The sequence below is a fragment of the Nocardiopsis sp. ATB16-24 genome (assembly GCF_030271535.1).
Classification (GTDB): domain Bacteria; phylum Actinomycetota; class Actinomycetes; order Streptosporangiales; family Streptosporangiaceae; genus Nocardiopsis.
The window spans coordinates 16,790-34,026 of record NZ_JASCXJ010000005.1 but is presented as its reverse complement, the minus strand read 5'-3'; the positions used below and the strand labels follow the sequence as shown (position 1 = coordinate 34,026).

Here is a 17,237-nt window from a genome sequence, read left to right as displayed (position 1 = left end):
CCTCTCGGGGACGGCCGCGCCCGGTCAGCGGGCCAGGAGTTCTCCCTCCTCGTCGGGGCTGCCCCGCCAGTTGCGCCACAGGTCGGCGTAGCGTCCCCCGGCACCGACCAGGTCGGCGTGTGCACCCTGCTCGACGATCCGGCCCCCTTCCATGACCACCACCCGGTCGGCGGTCTGGGCCTGGGTGAGCCGATGCGCCACCACCAGGGTCGTGCGCCCGGCGGTGGCCGCGGCGGCGGCCTTCTCCAGCCTCCGGGCACCCGAGCTGCCCGCCTCGGCGGTGGCCTCGTCCAGGACGGCCACGTCGGGGTCGGCCAGCACCAGGCGGGCCAAGGCCAGGTGTTGGGCCTGTTCGGCCGTCAGGGCGTGCCCTCCCTCGCCGACCACCGTGTCCAGCCCCTCGGGCAGGGCTCGCACCCATTCCAGTGCGTCGACGGCCTCCAGGGCCGCTTCGACCTCTTCCTCCGTGGCTGCGGCCCGTGCCAGGCGCAGGTCCTCCACCAGCGTTCCGGCGAAGACGTGGGTCTCCTGGCTGATGAGGAAGACGTGTTCGCGCACCCGCCGCTCCCCCAGTTCGTCGAGGGGGATCCCGCCCAGGCGAACGGTCCCCGAGGTCGGCGTGCGCAGCCCGCTGATCAAGGAGGCCAGTGTGGTCTTGCCCGCTCCGCTGGCACCGACCAGGGCCACGCGCTCGCCCGGGGCGATGCTCAGCGAGACCCCGTCCAGGGCCGGCGGAGCGCCCGCGCCGTAGGAGTGGCTGACCGACTCCACCCGCACCGAGGGTCCCGCGGGGCCCTCCACGGCTCCCGGTTCCCGTTCCGTCGGCAGGTCGATCACCCCCGCCAGACGGGCCAGGCTGGCTCCCGCCGACTGGACCTCGTTGAAGTTCACGACCAGGAACATCATCGGTCCGAAGAGACGGTGGAAGTACAAGGCCGCGGCGGTGACCATGCCGACGGTCGCCAGGTCACCGCGTACCAACCAGAAACCGACCACCAGCACGGCGGTCAGTCCCACGCACTCGGCGCCGTTCAGGCGCGCGCCGAACCGGGTGAACAGGCGGAACACCGTGATCGTGATGTCCATGGCGGCGCGGGAGCGTTCCGAGACGCGCTTTTCGTGTTCGTCCTCCAGCCGGTAGGCGCGCACGGTGTCGCGTCCGCGCAGGGCGCCCATCATCGCGTGCGAGCGCTCGCCCATGGCCACCCGCTCGCGTGCGTAGTAGGGGCCCGAGCGCGGCAGGTACCAGCGCACCGCCAGCACGTAGACCGGCAGGGCCGCCATCCCGGCCAGGCCCAGGCGCCAGTCCAGGGCGGTCATGCCCGCGGCGGTGAGCAGCACGGTGGCCATGGCGACGACCACGTCGGGGCCGTTGCGGGCGATGCTCGTGGTGACCACCGCGACGTCGTCTCCCACGCGGGAGAGCAGGTCGCCGATACGGACCCGTTCCAGGCGTTCGGCGGGCATGCGCAGCACACGGTCCATGACGCGTTCGCGCAGGCCGGCCAGAATGGTCTCGCCGACCCTGCTGACCGACCAGCCGCCCAGGCCCACCAGCAGGCCGCCGATCACTCCCGAAGCGGCGATGAGCAGGGCGGAGGACAGGACCGCGTCCAGGCCTTTGCCCTGTGAGATGTCGTCGACCATCCGGCCCAACACCCACGGGGCGACCAGTCCGGCGGCGCTGCCCGCGAGCACGATGGCAAGGGCCAGCGGGGTGTTCCATCCGGTGCGGCGCACCCCTTCGCCGAGCACGGCCCAGGTGCGGCGCGCCGAGGCGGTGGGGAGCAGTTCGCCGTGCGCCCGCGCGGGCGCCTCGGCCTCCTCTGTTCGGTGTGGGGAAGTCACCGCAGAACCACCTCCCGGTAGTGCCGGTCCTGTTCGGTCAGCGTCGTGTGCGTGCCCGTGCGGTGGACCCGTCCCTCGACGATGACCACCACCCGGTCGGCTCGGGCCAGCAGCGCCGGGCTGCCGGCGATGACCAGGGTGGCCCGCGCCGGGTCACGGCCGGTACGGGCCGCGCGCACACCTTGGGCGATGGCCTCCTCGGTCACCGCGTCCACGGCCGTCGTGGGGTCGTGCAGCACCAGCACGGGCGGGTCGGCCAGCAGGGCGCGGGCCAGAGCCAGGCGTTGGCGCTGGCCTCCCGAGAGGTTGGCGGCGCGGTCGGCGACGGGCCGGTCCAGCCCGTCGTGGTGACCGCTCACCAGGTCCTGTGCGGCGGCGGACCGGAGCGCCTCCATGAGCCGCTCATCGTCCGCCTCCGCGCCGGTGACCAGGTTGGAGCGCAAAGTCCCCTCGAACAACGCCGAACCGTGGTCCTCCACCAGGACGGTGCCGCGCAGGGCCTCCAGGTCGAGCTCGTGCATGGGCACTCCGCCCAGGGTGAGGGTGCCGCTCATCCGTCCGGGTTCGGCGCGGCCGGAGAGCAGCTCCAGCAGGGCCTCGGCGTCGCGCGGGTCGGTGGTCAGGACTCCCACGAGCTCTCCGGGCCTGAGTTCGAGGTCCACCTCGCGCAGGGTGCGGTAACCCACCTCGGACAGGGTGAGGACCGGTTCGCCCTCGCAGGAGCGTTCGCCCGGGGTGAGGGCGTCGGGTGCGTTGAGCAGTCGCACCAGCCGCTGGGCCGAGGCCTTCGCGGTGGCGAACATCTGACCGACCATGCCCAGGCCCTGGACCGGTTCGGCGAGGAACTGGGCCAGTCCGATGACGATGACGAGTTCGCCCACGGTGAGGCGGCCGTTGAGCGCCATCCATCCGGCCACGCCCGCCACGCCGGCGAGGAAGACGGCACTGGCCGCGGTGACCAGACCCCGGTAGAGGCCGTTGCTGGCTGCCGCGCCGACCGACGCGTCCAGGGCGTCGGCGCTGGCCAGGCGGTAACGGTCGGCGGCGTCGGCCCGCGCCCCGATGCCCATCAGGACGCGCAGGCCGCCCACCAGGTCGCTCGCCAGGGCCGTGGCCCTGGCCGCCGTGGCCTGTTTGGCCTCGCTGCGTCGGGTGATGCGGGCCGCGGGGAAGCGCAGCAGGAACATGAGCAGGGGGACGCCGACGAGCACGCCGACGCCGAGGGGCACGTCGACGGCCAGGAGGGCGACGGTGGTGACGACGATGGCGGTCACCACCGCGATCGCCACGGACCATGCGCGTACGTACTGCGCCGCCTGTTCGGCGTCGGAGGTGGCCACCGTCAATACCTCGCCCACACGCAGACCGCTGCGCTCCCCTCGTGGGTCCAGGGCGCGTCGGGTGGCCTCCACCCGCAGGAGGTGAGCCTCGTTCTCCATGGCCCGCAGGGTGAAGCGGGCACCGGTGCGGTAAGCCAGGGCCAGGACGGTGAAGAGCAACCCCATGCCCACGACGCACACGGTCAAGGCCCGGGCGTCGCCGGGGACGACGGCCCAGTCGATGGTCAGGCCGATGGCCACCGGGACGAGGGCCTCGGCGACCTGGTGCAGGGAGAGCAGCGCGACACCGGCGGCCACGTGCGCGCGGTTGCGGCGCAAGGTGCGCCCTCGCAGGTCACGCACGGTGGTGGGGGTGTCGGAGAGCGGTCGGGGCCGCTCGGTGGGGGGAGCGCTCACGGCGAGGGTGCTCACTCGGCGCGTCCTCTCGCTGGGGGGCGCCCGGCCCCGTGTGGACGTGTACTCACCCGGTCTCCTCTCCCTGTCGTGCCCTGAGCCAGGACAGGGCACCGGTTAGGTTAGCCTTTCCTGCTCCGATGGGCACACCTTGGTCGGGGAAAGGCCGGTCCGAAAGCCGGCGAGCGCCCCGTTCCGGCCACCGAGCATCGGACTCCGTTCGGGGCTCCGGATCCGGGGGCCGGCCGCAGGGTGCGGGTGCGCGCAGTGGTGCGGCGCGGTGTCTCCCGCCGACCAGGACGGGTCCGCCGGCTGTCGGGAGAACGCACGGGAAGATGTGACTTCTGACACGGAAGATGCGGACATGGACCCAAAAAGCCCCGCAACGCCCGCCCCTTGACCTTTCGGCATTCCCCTGGACGCCTCTCCCCTGGCCAGAGCCGGGCTTGCGTGGAGGGGACGACTCCTCCACCATGTCCCTTGCTTAGGCAAGGCTAAGCTCAGTTCTCCCGATCGAATGAGGCTCCATGAATTCCGGTTCGCTGATCCCCGGCGGCTCGATCGCCGCCGCGGCGTCCCTGCTGCTGCTCACCGCCTGCGGTGGACCCGCCGGTTCCGAACCGGGGACCGCCGACCAGGAGAGCGCCGAGGGCTTCCCGGTCACCGTCCAGACGTTGTTCGGTGACGTGGAGATCCCCGACAGGCCGACCGAGGTCATCGCTCTGGGTTGGTCCGACGCCGAGACCGCTCTCGCTCTGGGTGTACAGCCGGTCGGTGTGTCCGACTGGCAGGGTTACGGCGGCACGGGAGTGGGCCCGTGGGCCTCCGACCTGTTCGACGAGGAGCCGACGCAGGTCGGCACCATGGAGCCCAACCTGGAGGCGATCGCCTCCCTGGACCCCGACGTCATCCTCGACACCCGCTCCGACAACAGCCGGGACCGCCACGACATGCTCGCTCCGCTGGCCCCCGTGGTGGGCCCGCCTCCCGGCGTGGACGTCACCTACGGCACCACGTGGCAGGAGCAGACCCGCCAGGTCGCCCAGGTGTTCGGCGAGGAGGAGCGCGGCGAGGAGATCATCGATGAGCTGGAGGAGCGTTTCGCCCGGATTCGCGAGGACAATCCCGAGTTCGCCGGGACGACCATGACCGTGGGCGCCTACTTCGACGGCCAGTACGGCGCCTACGTGCCCGGCGACGCCCGGGTGGACCTGCTCGGGGAGCTGGGCTTCGAGTACAAGGCCGAGGTTCGAAAGATGGCCGACGGCACCTTCTACACCGACCTGAGCCCGGAGCGGCTGGAGGTCATGGACGCGGACCTGACGGTCATGTTCCCCCTCGGTGACACCGCGGAGTTCCTGCACGGGGACCCGGTGCTCCAGGGCATCCCCTCGGCCGAGGACGGCCGCCTGATCATCGTGGACGACCTGGAACTGGCCAACGCCTTCTCCAGTGGTTCGGCACTGGGCATCTCCCACGCCCTTGACGAGCTCGTTCCCCTGATCCAGGAGACGCTGAAGGACTGACGCCCCTCCGGTCGCCTTCTCCCGGGCCTCGCGGAACCACCGCGGGGCCCGATCCCGTCCCGCCTGCTGGACCTCGCGCTCCTCCGCGCCGCCCCGATCTCGTGGGAGCGATCCCGAATTTCCCCCTCCACCCCTTGTCCGCACACGTCCGGGTACGTACAGTAACTTAACGCTTGTTCAGTCAGCGGGTGGGCCCCGCCCGCCCGAACCGTCCAGCCGTGGCCCGTGCGGAACCCGCTGATCCGCACACGTCACGGCGCCGGACACCCCTACCCCCGACTTCCGGAGCAGTCCATGACCAGCAGGAAGAACACCCGTCGCGGTACCGTCATCGCCACGTCGGTCATCGCTTCCGCCACCCTGGCCGCGGTCCTGACCGCGCCACAGTGGAGCGGAGGAGCCGTGAACGAGGCCAACGCCGACCTGAGCGCCGCGCCCGGAGACCTCGTCTGGTCCGACGAGTTCGACGGCGCCGCGGGCCAGGCCCCCGACCCCGCCCACTGGAACCACGAGACCGGCGACCACGGGTGGGGCAACAACGAACTACAGAACTACACCGACAGCAGGACCAACTCGGCCCTGGACGGTCGGGGCAACCTCGTCATCACGGCCCGTCAGGAGGCCGACGGTTCCTACACCTCGGCACGCATCACCACCCAGAACAAGGTCGAGCACGCCTTCGGCCGCATCGAGGCACGGATCAAGATCCCGACCGGACAAGGCGTGTGGCCCGCGTTCTGGATGCTGGGCGCGGACTTCCCCCGGACGCCCTGGCCCGAATCCGGCGAGATCGACGTCATGGAGAACGTCGGCCACGAGCCGGGCACCGTGCACGGCACCGTCCACGGTCCCGGTTACTCCGGAGGCGGCGGCATCGGCGCCTCCTACGACCACCCGACGGGTGGGGCCTTCACCGACGACTTCCACGTCTACGCGGTCGACTGGTCGCCCGGCTCCCTCACCTGGTCGGTGGACGGCGTTGCCTTCAACACCCTCACCGCCGCCGACGTGGGCGGCAACCCCTGGGTCTACGACCAGTCCTTCTTCATGATCCTCAACGTCGCGGTGGGAGGCGAGTGGCCCGGCCACCCCGACGGATCCACGCGCTTCCCCCAGGAGATGGTCGTCGACTACGTCCGCGTCTACGAGAACTAGGAGGTGGTCCGTCCCCGGCGACCGCGCCGGGGACGGTCGTCCGTGTCAGGGGGTGAAGACCACCTTGAACACCCCGTCCTGCTTCTTCTGGAACCTCTTGTAGGCCTGCGGTGCCAGGTCCAAGGGCACGTGGTGGGTGGCGAAGTCCTCCACACCCAGGCGGTCGTCCTCGTCCAACAGCGGCATGATCTCGGGGACCCAGCGGCGGACGTTGGCCTGCCCCATCCGCAGCTGGATCTGCTTGTCGAAGAGCTTCAGCATCGGCATCGGGTCGACCATGCCTCCGTACACACCGCTCAGCGACACGGTCCCGCCGCGCCGCACCAGGTCGATGGCGGTGTACAGCGCGGCCAGCCGGTCCACCCCCGCGGTCTCCATCATCTTGGCCGCGGCGCCCTTGGGCAGAAAGTTGACCATCCGCTGCGCGGCCTTGGCCGATACGTGTCCGGAGGCCTCCATCCCGACCGCGTCGATGACCGCGTCCGGGCCGCGCCCGTCGGTGCGGTCACGGATCGCCTCGACCAGCGCGTCGGTGCCCTGGGAGGAGTCGAACACCTCCGCTCCCCTGGCAGAGGCACGACCACGCCGCTCGGGCACCGGGTCCACCCCGAACACCTTCTCCGCCCCCAGGTGCCGGGCGACCCGGCAGCACATGTCACCGATCGGTCCCAGACCCAGGACGGCGACCGATCCGCCCTCGGGCACGTCGGCGTAGCGCACGGCCTGCCAGGCGGTCGCCAACACGTCCGACAGGTACAGGTAACGGTCGTCGGGTCCCTCGGAGGGCACGGGGATCGCCGTACCGTCGGCGTAGGGAACCCGCAGGTACTCCGCCTGCGCGCCGGGCACCCCACCGTAGAGGCGGCTGTAGCCGAACAGGGCGGCGCCCGTTCCCTCCTCCCGTACCTGGGTGGTCTCGCACTGGGTCTGCAAGCCACTCCGGCACATGGCGCACTCGCCGCAGGAGATCTGGAAGGGGACGACGACTCGCTGGCCGGGAACGAGGGAGGTCACCCCGTCCCCCACCTCCTCGACCACGCCCATGGGCTCGTGGCCCATGATGTCCCCCGGGGTCATGAAGGGTCCGAGCACCTCGTACAGATGCAGGTCGGAGCCGCACAGCCCCGAACTGGTGACCCGGATGACCGCGTCACGGGGCTGTTCGATCCGGGGATCGGGGACCTCCACGGTGCTGACGTCCCTCGTACCGTTCCACACCACTGCCTTCATGCTTCCCCCTGGTGTCACTCCGGTCGTGGCCGGTCCCCTCGGGCGCGACCGCCCTCCGGGACTGCCCCGCCCACTACCCGGCCCGCCGCCCTGAAAACGGACATATGCCACTATCGGGAAAGACCGGCCGGTTTTCGCTAACGTGGGTAGCGGATGCCTTGCGACCTTGCCGGCCCCGTTCCTTCAGGCCGGTTCCGCCGTCTTCCAGGGATGGGGGCATCGTGAACGCGAGGACCTTGGTCGGCGCCCTGCCGGCCTGTCTGGCGGCGCTGCTGCTCCTGAGCGGGTGCGTCGTCCCCACGGACCACACCGAGTCGGAGCAGCGCTCCTTCACCCCGCTCTCGGACCTGCTCACGATCGACGTGGACCACGGTGATCTGGAGGTCAGCCCGGCGAACGTGAACGAGATCCGCGTGGAGCGGTGGGTGTCGGGCCGTTCGGCCTTGGGTCGCCCCGGTGCCACCTGGGAGCTCAACGGGGAGATCCTGTCCCTGTCGTTCCGGTGCGACCAGCCCGAGTCCTGCCACATCCGTCACAAGGTGATCGTTCCCCAGGCCGTCTCTCTCACGGTGCAGAGCGTCGACGGCCACACCGAGGCCAAGGCCTTCGACAGGCCCCTGTCGATCAGCACCACCGAAGGATCGGTGTCGGTGAGCAGGATCTCCGGTCCGCTCATCCTCAACAGCGTGCACGGCGACATCCACGGTCGAGGGTTGCGTTCGAACGACTTCAAGGCCGGCACCCGTAGCGGGACGATCGACGTGTCCTTCGTCGAGCCCCCCAACGAGGCGCGCGTGAACACACAGAGCGGACTGGCGACCCTGGAGCTGCCCGAGGAGTTCTACGACGTGCACTCCTCCCAGAACACGGGCCGGATCGTCACCGAGGTGGACACCGACGACGACAGTCCCTACAAGATCTCCGCCCAGACCGACGGTGGGCTGATCCGGGTGGTCTCCCCCGAATGATCCCCGGTGTGGGAGCCTGGTCCGCATTCGGAACCGAACAAGAGAGCAGGGAGAACACGTGGAAGGCACGAGTCTGCCCGAACGGAGCCGCAGGGTGGCTGAGGCGCTGGAGGCCTTCGGCGCCCGGAACCGGGTGAGGGAACTCCCCGCCTCCACCCGTACCGCCGCGGAGGCGGCCCGGGCACTGGGCTGTGAGGTGGGCGCGATCGCCAACAGCCTGGTGTTCATGGCCGACGACGGCCCGCTGCTGGTGATGACCAGCGGCCGACATCGGGTGGACGTCGCACTGCTGGCCGAACGCCTGGGCAGGCGTCGGATCCGGCGGGCCGAGCCGGAGGAGGTGCGCGCCGCCACCGGCCAGGTCATCGGAGGAGTGGCCCCCGTCGGACATCCCGCGCCCGTGGAGACGGTGGTGGACACCGCCCTGGAGGAGTATCCGAGGCTGTGGGCCGCGGGCGGCACCCCCCACACCGTCTTTCCGACCGACTACGCCGAACTGCTGAAGATGACGGACGGCGTTCCCCTGGCGGTGAACTGAGCCGCGCACGGGGTCGGGAGTGCCGTGCGAGGGGGCGGGTCCGGCGCGGGGGTGTGCTTCGCCCCGCCGGGGTCTTGGTAGGAGGAACCCGCCCCCTCGTGGAGGCCGCGTACTCGCCCTGAAGGGGTTCTCCCAGACCAGGGAGTGTTCAGCGTGGAGGGAAGGTGTCAGAATGCCGTTGTGAGACAGCAGAACCCGGACGAACCGGACCCAGTGCAGGACTCCCCCACGATCGGCCCGCCCAAGAGCAGCGCCGCCGGACTTCCCGCGGTACTCAACAGCGTCCGCCATCTGGGCGAGCACACCGGTGTTCGCCGCGGCCTGCCCGCCATGCTCGCGATCAACCAGAAACGCGGATTCGACTGCCCTGGCTGCGCCTGGCCCGAAGGCGACGAGCGTCACCGCGCCGAGTTCTGTGAGAACGGCGCCAAGGCCATCGCGGAGGAGGCCACGGCCAAGGCCCTGACCGCGGAGTTCTTCGCCCGTCATTCCGTCGCCGACCTGGCCGAGCGCTCCGGTTACTGGCTGGGTCGACAGGGGCGTCTCACCGAGCCGATGTACCTGGCCGAGGGCGCCACCCACTATGAGCCGATCGGCTGGGACCGTGCCTTGGACCTGGTCGCGGAGGATCTGAAGGCCCTGGACTCCCCCGACGAGGCGGTCTTCTACACCTCCGGCCGCACCAGCAACGAGGCGGCGTTCTGCTACCAGTTGTTCGCCCGTGTCCTGGGGACGAACAACATGCCCGACTGCTCCAACCTCTGCCACGAGTCGTCCGGCTCCGCCCTGACCGAGACGCTGGGGGTCGGCAAGGGCAGTGTCTCCCTGGAGGACCTGGGCAAGGCCGACCTCATCATCGTCGCCGGACAGAACCCCGGTACCAACCACCCCCGTATGCTCACCGCCCTGGAGAGGGCCAAGAGGGGCGGAACGCGCATCGTCACCGTCAACCCGCTGCCCGAGGCGGGCATGCGCGAGTTCCGCAACCCCCAGCGCGCGAGCGGCCTGCTGGGGCGCGGCACCGAGTTGACCGACCTGTTCGCGCAGATCCGGCTGGGCGGCGACCTCGCGCTGTTCTCCGCCCTGAACCGGCTGCTCCTCCAGGCCGACGCGCGCGGTGAGAAGGTCCTGGACCGGGAGTTCGTCGCCACGCACACCCACGGCTTCGAGGAGTTCGCCAAGGCCCTGCTCGCCGAACCGGAGGAGGAGTTCTGGGCCCGGACCGAGCGTGACACCGGCCTGGAGCGGGCACTCGTCGAGCGGATCGCGGCGATGGTCACCGAGTCACGGAGCATCGTGGTGTGCTGGGCGATGGGTCTGACCCAGCACAAGCACTCGGTCCCCACCATCCGCGAGATCGTCAACTTCCTGCTCCTGCGCGGCAACGTGGGCCGCCCCGGCGCGGGCGTGTGTCCGGTACGCGGCCACTCCAACGTCCAGGGCGACCGCACGATGGGCATCGTCGAACGCCCCTCCGAGGGATTCCTCGACGCCTTGGGGACCGAGTTCGGTTTCGCGCCGCCGCGAGAACACGGATATGACACCGTCAACGCCATCCGGGCCATGGCGCGCGGTGAGGTACGGGTGTTCTTCGCGATGGGCGGCAACTTCGTGGCGGCCACCCCCGACACCCTGGTCACCGAGGAGGCCATGCGTCGGGTGGGGCTGACCGTGCACGTGTCCACCAAACTCAACCGCTCACACGTGGTCACCGGGGCCCGCGCGCTGATCCTGCCGGCCCTGGCCCGCAGCGACCGGGACCTGCTCGACGGCCGGGCCCGCTGGGTGACCGTCGAGGACTCCATGGGCAAGGTGCACGCCTCCCACGGGGTGCTGCCGCCACTGTCGCAGGGCATGCGTTCGGAGGTGGACATCATCTGCGACCTGGCCGGACGCGTCCTGGGTCAGAGCCCGGTGGACTGGTCGGAACTGACCGACTACGACCGGGTGCGCGACCACGTGGCGGCGGTCGTGCCGGGCTTCTTCGACTTCAACGCCCGTGTCCGCGAGCCCGGAGGGTTCACCCTGCCCCACGCGCCTCGCGACGAGCGACGCTTCCCCACCGCGACCGGGCTGGCCAACTTCACGGTGAACGGCACCTACGCACCGCAGATCCCGCCGGGACGGCTGCTGTTGCAGACCCTGCGCTCCCACGACCAGTACAACACCACGGTGTACGGCCTCGACGACCGCTACCGCGGTGTCACCGGCGGCCGCAGGGTCGTGCTGGTCAACCCCGAGGACGCCCGCGAACTCGGGCTGGTGGACGGCTCCCACACCGACATCGTGAGCGAGTGGCCGGACGGCCGGGAGCGGCGCGCCACGCGCTTTCGCGTGGTGCACTACCCGACCGCGCGGGGGTGCGCCGCCTCCTACTTCCCCGAGACGAACGTGCTGGTGCCGTTGGACTCCACGGCCGAGGTGAGCAACACCCCCACGTCGAAGTCGGTGGTGGTGCGCTTCGAGCCGAGCACGGAGCCCTGACCGGGCGCGGCCCCTCTGCGCGGGGCCGCGCCGCCGCCCGCCGACCGGGGGCCGTCCCCGCCCCGGTGCCCGGGTGCGCGTGGACCCACCCGTACGCTGATGCGATGCCGACCATCTATCTCATCCGCCACGGCAAGGCTTCTCCGGAGGCGGAGGACTACGACGAGTTGAGCCCCACCGGCTACGAACAGTCCCGACTGTTGGGCGTCGAACTCAAGCGACGCGACCTGCGGGTCGAACGTGTGGTGGCGGGAGCGCTGCGCCGTCAGCGCCAGACGGCCGCGGCGACCCTCGCCGCCGCGGGCCTGGACCTGGAAGCGGACACCGACGAGAGGTGGAACGAGTACGACCATCTCGGCCTGTTGAGTTCGGGGCCCGTACGGCAGGGCACGCTCCAGGAACGCCTCGACGCCTCCCTGGGCTCGTGGATCGAGGCGGGCGGCGAGGGCCCCGGCACCTGGGAGGGTTTCCGCACCGGGGTGCGGGGGGCGTTGGAGGACCTGGTCACCGGGTCGGGGAGGGGAGGGACGACCCTGGTGTTCACCTCCGCGGGGGTGATCGCGACGGTGTGCTCGACCCTGCTGGGTACGGGCCCCACCGGGTTCCTGGCCATGAACCGCGTGGTCGTCAACGGGTCGGTGACCAAGCTGGTGCACGGCCGCGGCGGCACGCGTCTGCTGTCCTTCAACGACCACGCCCACCTGGAACAAGGAGGTCCGGCGTTGATGACCTACCGCTGATCCGCCGTCGCGACGAACACGCGCCTCGGTCAAACCGACCGGTCGGTACCCTCCCTGGGGGTCCCGACCGGTCCCGTCATCCCGCCCGGGTGCCGTCCGAGACCTCCTCGCGCTCGGCGTCGCGCCGCAGCACCGCGCGCAGCGCCAGTTCGTAGCCGAAGACCCCGCACCCGGCGACGTAGCCCGCGGCCACCGGCGCGGTCACCGACGTGTGCCGGAAGCGCTCACGGGCGTACACGTTGGAGATGTGCACCTCCACCACGGGGACCTCGACCGCCTCGATGGCGTCGCGCAGCGCGATGCTGTAATGGGCGTAGGCGCCGGGGTTGAGCACCACACCGGCCCAACCGCGCGCGCCGTGGATCCGGTCCACCATCTCGCCCTCGCTGTTGCTCTGCGCGCACACCACCCGCACCCCCAACTCCCCGCCCAGGTCGGTCACGCGCCGTTCGACCTCCTCCAGGGTGGTGGTGCCGTACTGGGCGGGGTCACGGGTGCCCAACAGGTTGAGGTTGGGGCCGTTGAGCAACAGGACGGTGCGGGACCGGTCGGGCATCGAGGTCATACGGGTCAACGCTCCTTCTCGGGTCGGTGGCAGCAAGCTTAGAGGCCCCCACCCGAGCGGGCGCCGACCCGAGCCCGACCTTCGTCGGCGAGGACGACGGCCCGACCGCGTGCCCCTTTCCCGAAGCCGGTAGCATACCGACCAGTCGGTCCACGATTCCTAGGAGGCGACCCGTGGCGTCCACCCTGTTGTCCACGCGCGACCTGCACTTCCTGCTCTATGAGTGGCTCGACACCGAGGCGCTCACCGACCGTCCCCGCTACGCGGACCACTCCCGGGAGACCTTCGACGCCGCGCTGGAGCTGGCCGAACGCGTGGCCACCGACCACTTCGCGCCGCACAACAAGGCCAACGACGCCAACGAGCCCCGCTTCGACGGCGAACGCGTCCACGTGATCCCCGAGGTGAAGAAGGCCCTCCAGGTCTACGCCGAGACCGGCCTGAGCGCGGCGGCGATGCCCGCCTCGGTGGGCGGTGCCCAGATCCCCCACGTGCTCTCCAGTGCGTGCGGCGCCTTCTTCCAGGCCGCCAACCTGGGCACCTCCGCCTATCCCTTCCTCACCGCGGGCAACGCGCGCCTACTGCTGGCGCACGGCAGCCCCGAGCAGGTCGACACCTGGGTGCGTCCCATGGTGGAGGGCCGTTTCACCGGCACCATGTGCCTGTCCGAACCCCAGGCGGGAAGTTCCCTGGCCGACATCACCACCCGCGCCGAGGCCCAGCCGGACGGTACCTACCGACTGTTCGGCAACAAGATGTGGATCTCGGGCGGCGACCACGAACTGACCGAGAACATCGTGCACCTGGTGCTGGCCAAGATCCCCGGCGGCCCGCCCGGGGTCAAGGGCATCTCCCTGTTCGTCGTGCCCAAACACCTGGTGGAGGCCGACGGGTCGATCGGGGAGCGCAACGACGTCGTCCCCGCCGGGCTCAACCACAAGATGGGCTACCGCGGCACCGTCAACGCCCTGCTCAACTTCGGTGAGGGGCGCCACACCCCCGGCGGCAGGGCGGGCGCGGTCGGCTACCTGGTCGGCGAGCCGCACCAGGGCCTGAAGTACATGTTCCACATGATGAACAGCGCCCGGATCGGGGTGGGCGCGGGAGCCACCGCCGTCGGCTACACCGGCTACCTCAAGTCCCTGGCCTACGCCCGGGAACGCCTCCAGGGCCGGCCCCTGGGGGACAAGGACCCCACCCGGCCGCAGGTGCCCATCACCGAGCACACCGATGTGCGCCGGATGCTGCTCGCGCAGAAGAGCTACGTCGAGGGAGCCCTCGCCCTGGTGCTGTACTGCGCCCGTCTGGTGGACGAGACCGCCAGCGCAGAGGACGAGGAGTCCCGCCGTCGCGCCCACCTGCTGCTGGACGTGCTCACCCCCATCGTCAAGAGCTGGCCCTCCCAGTGGTGCGTGGAGGCCAACAGTCTGGCCATCCAGGTGCACGGCGGATACGGCTACACGCGTGAGTACGACGTGGAACAGCACTACCGGGACAACCGGCTCAACCCGATCCACGAGGGCACCCACGGCATCCAGGCCCTGGACCTGCTCGGACGCAAGGCCGTGATCGACGACGGCGTCCGGTTGAGGCTGCTGCTGGAGACGGCGCGTGGAACCGTGTCCCGTGCCCGCGAGCTGGGCGGCGCGGAGGCCGAGTACGCCGAGCTGCTCTCGGCGTCCCTGGACCGGACCGCGGAGACGGCCGCGGCGGCCTGGGCCGAGGGCGACCCGGCCGTGGCGCTGGCCAACGCCACCCCCTACCTGGAGGCGGTGGGGCACGTGGTGGTGGCCTGGCTGTGGTTGGAGCAGCTGGTGACCGCGCACGGCCGTGAGGGCGGTTTCTACGAGGGCAAGCGCGCCGCCGCGGCCTACTTCTTCCGGCACGAACTGCCGCGCACCGGCCCGCAGTTCGCCCTGGTGGCCTCACGCGACCGCACCGTCCTGGACGTCTCACCCGACGTCCTTTGACCCACCGGGGGCGGCGCCGTGGGACGCCGCCCCCGGTGTCGCGGTCGCGGCGAAAACCGCTACCGGGGAGGGTGCGGAGCGTGTCATGGTGTCCTCATGTCCGCATCCGTATCCCGTCGTGAACTGCTGCGATGGCAGTTCGACCTCACGTGGTCCCTGTGCGAGTACCACCTGGAACGTCTACGTCCCGAGGACCTGATGTGGGAACCGGGGCCCCTGTGCTGGACGGTGCGTCGGGACGGTGAGGGGCGCTGGGTCCCGGACTGGGCCGACACCGAACCCGACCCCGTGCCCGTTCCGACCGGCGCCTGGTCGACGTGGCACATGGACTGGTGGTGGTCGGTGGCCCTGGACCACCTGCGGGGACGTGCCCCACGCGACCGTCAGGAGGTGGTCTGGCCCGGACCGGAGAGGATCGTCGACCGGCTGCGTGATCTCAGGGCCCACTGGTCTCAGGTCCTGGAACGGCTCACGGAGGAGGACCTGGAGGCCCCCGCCCCGTTCCCGTGGCCGCCCGACTCGGGGATGACCGTCGCCCACACGGTGGCCTGGGTCAACGCCGAGCTGATGAAGAACGTCTCCGAGGTCGGGCAGCTGAGGTTGCTGCGCGCCTCACGGGACCCCGTGGACCGCGACCCCTCTCAGCCCACGTAGCGGCGGGCCTTGGACCGGCGTCGGGGACCTTCCAGGGCGCGCAGCCCCCGCTCCACCCGCGGCGGGACCGGCGCGCGTTCCCGAAGGACCCACGGCAGTCCGGCCAGGGCGTCGGCGAGGGCCAGCGCGCTGGTGCCGTCCTTTGGCACCGACCCCAGGACCGACCAGGTGTGCCGCCAGGCGCCGTCCAGCGGTCGGCGCAGCCAGGCGGTCCACAGGGTGTTGCGGATGCCCAGACGCCTGCGGCGGGACGGGTCGCGCACCGGGGAGGCCGCGTGGTGGGCCACGGTCCGCTCGTCCCAGCACATCCACCATCCCGCCGCCGCCAGGTCCAGGGCGAGCAGTTCCTCCTCCCCTCCCATCCACAGGCGTCCGGAGAAACCGCCGACCTGTGTGAAGGCCCGGACACGGAAGACCGTGACTCCGGCCAGCACCCCCAACAGGGCGGGACCGGGCAGCCAGTCCGGCGCGGGGACGGGTGAGTGGCGTAGCTCCGGCGTGAGCGGGTCCTCCTCTCCTCCGGGCTCCACGAGCAGGCGCGCCGTCACCGATCCCAGTCCGGGATGGTCGTCCAACAGGTCGGCGGCCCGCTCCAGGGAGCCCTCCTCCCACCAGGTGTCGTCGTCGCAGAAGGCGACGTAGGGGGTGTCCAGGGCCTCCACTCCGATGTTGCGGCCCACCGCGCCCAGGTTGGTCCCCGCCCGGATCAGCCGCACCCACGGGTGGTGTTCGGCCACGGCCTCGGCGGTTCCGTCACCGGAGGCGTTGTCCACCACGACGGTCGGCGGCGGTCCGGGCAGCCCTTCCAGACGGTCCAGGGTGCGCAACAGCTCCTGTCTGCGGTCACGGGTGATGACGACGATCCCGACACGCGCGTCCTGACTCATGCCTCCTCCAACAGGGACAGGTCCCGCTCCACCCGTGCGGGCACCGGGCGACGCCCGGCCACCACCGCGGGCAGTACCCGCAAAGCGCCGGTCAGCGCCCCGCGCGAGACCGGGTCACGCAGTGAGCGCCCGGCCACACGCGCGGTGCGCGCCAGGGCCAGGCCGGGGCGACGGCGCAGCCACACGGTCAGCAGCGCGTTGCGCTCCTCCAGCGTCCGTCGCCACCTCCCCGGCGGACGTGTCGAGGAGGGGTGGTGGTGCACGTGTACGTGGTCCAGATGGCACAGCTCCCATCCCGACGCCGCCAGGTCCTGGGCCAGGAGCGCCTCCTCACCGGCGAAGAACAGCAGCGGGCTGAAACCGCCCGCCTCCTCGAAGGCCTCGCGCCTGACCACGGCCGCGCACGCCAGGAAACCGAGGATCCGCGGTCCGGGCAGACCGTCGCCGTCGGGCAGCGGGCTGTGCGCCAGCGCCCTGTTGAGCGGGTCCGGCCGCTCCTCCTCACCGACGAACACGGACGCGGCCACCAGCCCCAGGCGAGGGTGGGCGTCCAGGGCGTCCGCCGCCGTCTCCAGGGCCCCAGGGGCCCACCAGGAGTCGTCGTCGCAGAAGGCGACGTAGGGCGTCCTGGCGCGTGCCGCCCCGATGTTGCGTGCGGCGCAACCGATGTTGTGCCGTTCGCGCAGCAGGAGCACTCCGGGGAACTCCGAGCGCACGGCCTCGGCGGTGCCGTCGGTGGAGGCGTTGTCCACGACCACCACGGGCGGCGCGGGTCGCAGCGCCTCAAGGCGCCGCAACGTGCGCAGCAGTTCCTCCCGGCGGTTCCGGGTCGCCACCACCACGGTGACCCGTGCGTGCTCCCGATCGCCCATCGCGATTCCTCCTTCGCCTCTCCTGGGCGCGAGGGCGCCCGCGCGGGATCGCCGAGACGTCCTCGCC

14 protein-coding genes are annotated in these 17,237 nt (G+C 71.1%); 8 read left to right on the top strand and 6 right to left on the bottom strand.

What is annotated here, in order from left to right; translation table 11 throughout:
- Positions 1-24 precede the first annotated feature (24 nt).
- Positions 25-1,848, bottom strand: coding sequence for an ABC transporter ATP-binding protein (locus PFX91_RS07735; RefSeq protein WP_285730518.1), 1,824 nt, complete (start codon positions 1,846-1,848; stop codon positions 25-27).
- A complete protein-coding gene (locus tag PFX91_RS07730; RefSeq protein ID WP_285730516.1) occupies positions 1,845-3,599 on the bottom strand; it encodes an ABC transporter ATP-binding protein in 1,755 nt (584 codons plus the stop codon). The genes PFX91_RS07735 and PFX91_RS07730 overlap by 4 nt, the downstream gene beginning before the upstream one ends.
- Positions 3,600-4,108: 509 nt before the next feature.
- Between PFX91_RS07730 and PFX91_RS07725 the strand changes: the two genes are divergently transcribed.
- Both PFX91_RS07725 and PFX91_RS07720 read left to right on the top strand, forming a co-directional pair.
- Complete coding sequence (locus PFX91_RS07725) at positions 4,109-5,107, top strand: ABC transporter substrate-binding protein (RefSeq protein ID WP_285730515.1); 999 nt, start codon at positions 4,109-4,111, stop codon at positions 5,105-5,107.
- Positions 5,108-5,401: 294 nt separating this feature from the next.
- Entirely contained in the window at positions 5,402-6,262 is an 861-nt protein-coding gene (locus tag PFX91_RS07720) for a glycoside hydrolase family 16 protein (protein ID WP_285730513.1), read from the top strand.
- Between the two features lie 45 nt (positions 6,263-6,307).
- On the opposite strand, the gene PFX91_RS07715 is transcribed toward PFX91_RS07720, so the two are convergent.
- Complete coding sequence (locus PFX91_RS07715; protein ID WP_285730511.1) at positions 6,308-7,492, bottom strand: alcohol dehydrogenase catalytic domain-containing protein; 1,185 nt, start codon at positions 7,490-7,492, stop codon at positions 6,308-6,310.
- Positions 7,493-7,713: 221 nt separating this feature from the next.
- Here PFX91_RS07715 and PFX91_RS07710 point away from each other — a divergent pair, with 221 nt between their 5' ends.
- The 4 genes from PFX91_RS07710 (at position 7,714) to PFX91_RS07695 (ending at position 12,222) form a co-directional block, all read left to right on the top strand.
- On the top strand, positions 7,714-8,460 hold the full coding sequence (locus PFX91_RS07710; protein WP_285730508.1) for a DUF4097 family beta strand repeat-containing protein: 747 nt from the start codon (positions 7,714-7,716) through the stop codon (positions 8,458-8,460).
- Between the two features lie 58 nt (positions 8,461-8,518).
- On the top strand, positions 8,519-8,998 hold the full coding sequence (locus PFX91_RS07705) for a YbaK/EbsC family protein (RefSeq protein ID WP_285730507.1): 480 nt from the start codon (positions 8,519-8,521) through the stop codon (positions 8,996-8,998).
- A gap of 180 nt (positions 8,999-9,178) precedes the next feature.
- Positions 9,179-11,482 carry an FdhF/YdeP family oxidoreductase gene (locus PFX91_RS07700; protein WP_285730506.1) on the top strand — a complete coding sequence of 768 codons (2,304 nt, stop codon included), beginning with the start codon at positions 9,179-9,181 and terminating at the stop codon, positions 11,480-11,482.
- A 104-nt stretch (positions 11,483-11,586) separates the two neighbouring features.
- The gene (locus PFX91_RS07695; protein ID WP_285730505.1) at positions 11,587-12,222 is read left to right on the top strand and encodes a histidine phosphatase family protein; all 636 of its coding nucleotides are present in this window, start codon (positions 11,587-11,589) and stop codon (positions 12,220-12,222) included.
- Between the two features lie 76 nt (positions 12,223-12,298).
- Here PFX91_RS07695 and aroQ read toward each other — a convergent pair whose 3' ends face one another.
- Positions 12,299-12,778, bottom strand: coding sequence for a type II 3-dehydroquinate dehydratase (gene aroQ / locus PFX91_RS07690; RefSeq protein ID WP_502888278.1), 480 nt, complete (start codon positions 12,776-12,778; stop codon positions 12,299-12,301).
- Between the two features lie 182 nt (positions 12,779-12,960).
- On the opposite strand from aroQ, the gene PFX91_RS07685 reads away from it, so the two are divergent.
- Positions 12,961-14,757, top strand: coding sequence for an acyl-CoA dehydrogenase (locus tag PFX91_RS07685; RefSeq protein WP_285730502.1), 1,797 nt, complete (start codon positions 12,961-12,963; stop codon positions 14,755-14,757).
- 96 nt (positions 14,758-14,853) lie between these two features.
- On the top strand, positions 14,854-15,411 hold the full coding sequence (locus tag PFX91_RS07680; RefSeq protein WP_285730501.1) for a DinB family protein: 558 nt from the start codon (positions 14,854-14,856) through the stop codon (positions 15,409-15,411).
- Here the strand turns inward: PFX91_RS07680 and PFX91_RS07675 are convergent.
- Together PFX91_RS07675 and PFX91_RS07670 are read right to left on the bottom strand one after the other, a co-directional pair.
- The gene (locus PFX91_RS07675) at positions 15,399-16,298 is read right to left on the bottom strand and encodes a glycosyltransferase family 2 protein (protein ID WP_285730499.1); all 900 of its coding nucleotides are present in this window, start codon (positions 16,296-16,298) and stop codon (positions 15,399-15,401) included. The two genes, PFX91_RS07680 and PFX91_RS07675, sit on opposite strands and share 13 nt — an antisense overlap.
- On the bottom strand, positions 16,295-17,170 hold the full coding sequence (locus PFX91_RS07670) for a glycosyltransferase family 2 protein (protein ID WP_285730498.1): 876 nt from the start codon (positions 17,168-17,170) through the stop codon (positions 16,295-16,297). The genes PFX91_RS07675 and PFX91_RS07670 overlap by 4 nt, the downstream gene beginning before the upstream one ends.
- Positions 17,171-17,237: the final 67 nt, after the last annotated feature.

Bases quoted from the DNA above. Each gene is read 5' to 3' on its own strand.
- PFX91_RS07680 (WP_285730501.1), top strand. From the start codon at position 14,854: ATGTCCGCATCCGTATCCCGTCGTGAACTGCTGCGATGGCAGTTCGAC.
- PFX91_RS07720 (WP_285730513.1), top strand. From the start codon at position 5,402: ATGACCAGCAGGAAGAACACCCGTCGCGGTACCGTCATCGCCACGTCG.
- PFX91_RS07670 (WP_285730498.1), bottom strand. From the start codon at position 17,170: ATGGGCGATCGGGAGCACGCACGGGTCACCGTGGTGGTGGCGACCCGG.
- aroQ (WP_502888278.1), bottom strand. From the start codon at position 12,778: ATGCCCGACCGGTCCCGCACCGTCCTGTTGCTCAACGGCCCCAACCTC.
- PFX91_RS07725 (WP_285730515.1), top strand. From the start codon at position 4,109: ATGAATTCCGGTTCGCTGATCCCCGGCGGCTCGATCGCCGCCGCGGCG.
- PFX91_RS07695 (WP_285730505.1), top strand. From the start codon at position 11,587: ATGCCGACCATCTATCTCATCCGCCACGGCAAGGCTTCTCCGGAGGCG.
- PFX91_RS07715 (WP_285730511.1), bottom strand. From the start codon at position 7,492: ATGAAGGCAGTGGTGTGGAACGGTACGAGGGACGTCAGCACCGTGGAG.
- PFX91_RS07675 (WP_285730499.1), bottom strand. From the start codon at position 16,298: ATGAGTCAGGACGCGCGTGTCGGGATCGTCGTCATCACCCGTGACCGC.